General features: G+C 70.8%; 5 protein-coding genes. 2 read left to right on the forward strand and 3 right to left on the reverse strand.

All coding sequences use genetic code 11. The features are described from left to right. On the reverse strand, positions 1 to 1,562 hold a 1,562-nt coding region (locus ACAM49_RS39285; protein ID WP_369640592.1), incomplete at its 3' end, for an amidohydrolase. Positions 1,563 to 1,647: 85 nt separating this feature from the next. On the opposite strand from ACAM49_RS39285, the gene ACAM49_RS39290 reads away from it, so the two are divergent. Then, positions 1,648 to 1,851, forward strand: coding sequence for a hypothetical protein (locus ACAM49_RS39290; protein WP_369640593.1), 204 nt, complete (start codon positions 1,648 to 1,650; stop codon positions 1,849 to 1,851). Next, on the forward strand, positions 1,844 to 2,164 hold the full coding sequence (locus tag ACAM49_RS39295) for a hypothetical protein (protein WP_369640594.1): 321 nt from the start codon (positions 1,844 to 1,846) through the stop codon (positions 2,162 to 2,164). Before ACAM49_RS39290 ends, ACAM49_RS39295 begins: the two co-directional genes overlap by 8 nt. A 96-nt stretch (positions 2,165 to 2,260) precedes the next feature. Here ACAM49_RS39295 and ACAM49_RS39300 read toward each other — a convergent pair whose 3' ends face one another. Together ACAM49_RS39300 and ACAM49_RS39305 are read right to left on the reverse strand one after the other, a co-directional pair. Beyond that, positions 2,261 to 2,755, reverse strand: coding sequence for an FxsA family protein (locus ACAM49_RS39300; protein WP_369640595.1), 495 nt, complete (start codon positions 2,753 to 2,755; stop codon positions 2,261 to 2,263). Positions 2,756 to 2,836: 81 nt separating this feature from the next. Then, the coding region (locus ACAM49_RS39305; RefSeq protein ID WP_369640596.1) for a LuxR C-terminal-related transcriptional regulator at positions 2,837 to 3,435 on the reverse strand (599 nt) is incomplete at its 5' end.

Consider the following 3,435-nt stretch of genomic DNA (forward strand, 5'->3'; position numbering starts at 1 on the left):
GTGCGCAGGCAGCGGGGGGCGGGGGCGTCCGGGGTCAGGGGCGGGAGGCCGGGGACGCGGGAGCGGGGGTCGGTGGACCAGCGCTGGACGGTGCCGGCGGCGGCCGCGACGACGAGTTCTTTGGCGTCCCAGATGGCGTAGGAGGCAGGGGCTCCCGGGACGAGGGTGCCCGCGACGCCGTCGCGGACGCCGCCCGCGCGCCAGGCGCCGCGGGTGGCGGCGGCGAAGGCGGCGCGGGGGGAGATCTGGTGGCCCGGGGTGCGGTGATTGACGGCCGCGCGCAACGCTTCCCAGGGTGCGAGGGCGGTGACCGGGGCGTCGGAGCCGATGGCCAGGGAGATGCCCGCGGAAGCCATGGCGGCGAAGGGGTTCAGGGTGGCGGCGCGCTCGGCCCCCAGGCGGGTGGCGTACATGCCGTCGGGCCCGCCCCAGGCGGCGTCGAATCCCGGTTGGACACTGGCGATCACGCCCCACGCCGCCAGCTTCTCGATCTGCTCGGGGGTCATCATCTCCGCGTGTTCGAGGCGGTGCCCGCGCGAGGCGACGGCCGGACCGCCGAGTTCGCCCACCACGCGTTCGAATCCGGCGACCACCGCGTCCATGGCGGCGTCGCCGATGACGTGGAACCCGGTCTGGATACCGGCTTCGGTGCAGGCCAGCACGTGCGCGGCGATGGCGTCGGTGTCGAGGTAGGAGGTGCCGACGGTGTCCCGGTCGGCGTAGGGCGCGCGCAGCCACGCGGTGTGCGAGCCGATCGCGCCGTCCACGAACAGGTCGCCGCCGAGCGCGTGCACGCCCAGTTCCTTGACCAGGGTGCGGGCCTCGTCGGCGGTCCGCACGGCCTGCCCCCAGTAGGCGCGCACCTCGACCCCGTGCGCGAACTCGAGAAGTTCGCGCACATCTTCAGCACCCGAGATCTCAGGTCCGGCGCATTCGTGTACGGCCACAACACCATTCGCTGCGGCCGAATCCAATGCCGCGGTCCGGGCCGCGTCCCGCTGCGCCCGCGAGAGTGCCCCGAGCGCCGCGCCACGCACCCGATGATGGGCATCCGCCCGCAGCGGCTCGCCCCGAGTGAACCCCACCGCCTCGGTGATCCCGTCCACCGCATCCAGCAACGCCGTCGACGCCACGGCCGAATGCGCGTCCACCCGAGCCAAATACACCTGCCGCCCCGGCGCGGCCGCATCGATCTCCTCGACGGTCGGCGCTCGTCCCTCGGCCCAGCGTGTCTCGTCCCAGCCCTCACCGAGTACGACCCCGTCGGGATGTGCGGCCGCGAACGCGCGCACCGCGTCCAAGCACCCGGCGAGAGAGTCGGCCTGCGCCAGATCGAGTCCCGTGAGCTTCAATCCCAGCGCGGTGACGTGCACATGCGGATCCACGAATCCGGGTGCGACGAATGCCCCGTCCAATTCGATGACCTCGGCGTCCGGGTGCAGCGCCCGCCCCGGCGTGTCCAATCCCACCCACACCACGGTCCCGTCGCTGACGGCCATGGCCGTCGCATCGGGATTGCTCGAACTGTAGATCCGACCGCCGACAAGCAACTGGGTACTCACGGCTCCCCATCCTGCCCGACGTGCCGATCCCGTCGGCAACCGGCAAGCCCTCCCGCCGGTACTACCAGAGTGCTACCGTGGTGGGATGAAAATCTCCGTTTCGCTGCCCGATGATCGCGTCACGGAATTGATCAAGCAGCAGCCGAACGTCTCGGACTTCCTCTACCGCGCGGCCCGTCGCATGCTCGTCGCCGAGGAATTGGCCGCACTGACGCCGGATCCCGAAACCGAGGCGTTCCTGGAGGCCGCCGAGGCCGCCTCCCGCGCGGCATGGGCCGGCGATGACTGACGTCCCCAACATCCAGGGCGAGATCTGGCGGTTGCGCGGTGTCCGCGATCAGATCCACACGGTCGTTGTCCTCGACTCGGTCCCGCACGTCGTGCGCGGCGGCCTCATCGCGGTCTCCCTGATCATCCCCATCGGTGATGCCCCCAATCCCCGTGCGCTGCTGACCGTTCCGATCGCCGACACCAATGCGGCGGTCGCGGTCTTCTGGCTGGGCACCTTCGCCGCGTCCCAATTCATCCAGAAGATCGGCATGCTCGACCCGGCCACCCTCGAAAACGTCCGCATGGCTCTCCGCGCCCGCTTCGACCTCTAGCCCCGGACGTCGTGCCGGCTGGTCGAGAACGTGATCACCCCGGTGCGCGAACGGCTCTGAGACCGTCTGCACCGGGGTGAGGAGAAGCGGTGTGGCTCAGCGGGGATCGATCATCTTGTAGCCGTTGCCCTGGCCGTCGTCGTAGTACTCGGTGACGACGGTGGCGTCGATGACCTCGCCGTCGGGGTCGATCACAACGTTGCGGTAGCCGTAGGGGCCGACGGCGGTGGCGACGCGGCTCAGGCGGCGGGCGGCGAAGGCGGCCACCAGCGGGCGGAAGGCGAAGCGGGTGAAGGGGAGCAGGGCCAGCAGGCCGAGGGCGGTGGTGAGCAGGCCGGGGACGAACATGAGGACGGCGCCGGTGGCGACCAGGGCGCCGTCGGCGACGGCGGTGGTGGGTTCGAGTTCACCGCGGGCGGCGCGGCGGAAGTTCTGGAAGACGCGCCGGCCCTGCGAGCGCACCAGCACCAGGCCCACGGCCGAACCGGCCAGCAGCAGCAGGATGGTGGGGAACACGCCGATGAAGTGGCCGACCACGACGAGGGTGGCGATCTCGGCGGCGAAGTACGCGAGGAACAACAGGGCGGGCATCGGGCGATCCTTTCGATCGATCTACCTGTGCAACGCGCGAGGGACCGGATTTTCTCCCGGATGCGGTCCCGGTCACATCGCTCAGGCGCTGCCCGGCCGGACCAGCCCGGTTTCGTAGGCCAGCACCACGGCCTGAACCCGGTCGCGCAGGCCGAGTTTGGTGAGGACGCGCCCGACATGGGTTTTCACCGTCGCCTCCGATAGGAACAGCGCCCCGGCGATCTCGGCGTTCGACCGCCCGGCCGCGATGTGCTCGAGCACCTCGCGTTCGCGGGCGGTGAGCACCTCGAGGACCTTCGGATCGCGTCCCGCGGCCGGATCCTCGGCGATCAGCCGGTCCAGCAGCCGCTTGGTGACCTTGGGCGATACCACCGCATCCCCGGCCGCCACACTGCGAATCGCGGAAATCAAATCCTCCGGCGGCGTGTCCTTGAGCAGGAACCCGCTCGCCCCCGCCCGCAACGCCCCCAGCGCATGCTCGTCCAGATCGAAGGTCGTCATCACCAGAACCCGGCTGCCGCACCCGGATTCGATGATCCGCGCGGTCGCGGTCACCCCGTCGGTGACCGGCATCCGCACATCCATCAACACCACATCCGGCCGCAACTCCCCCGCCCGCGCGATCGCGGCGGCCCCGTTGTCGGCCTCCCCCACCACCTCGATATCCGGATGCGCTCCGA

This window comes from Nocardia sp. JMUB6875, from assembly GCF_041154655.1.
Taxonomy (GTDB): Bacteria; Actinomycetota; Actinomycetes; order Mycobacteriales; family Mycobacteriaceae; genus Nocardia.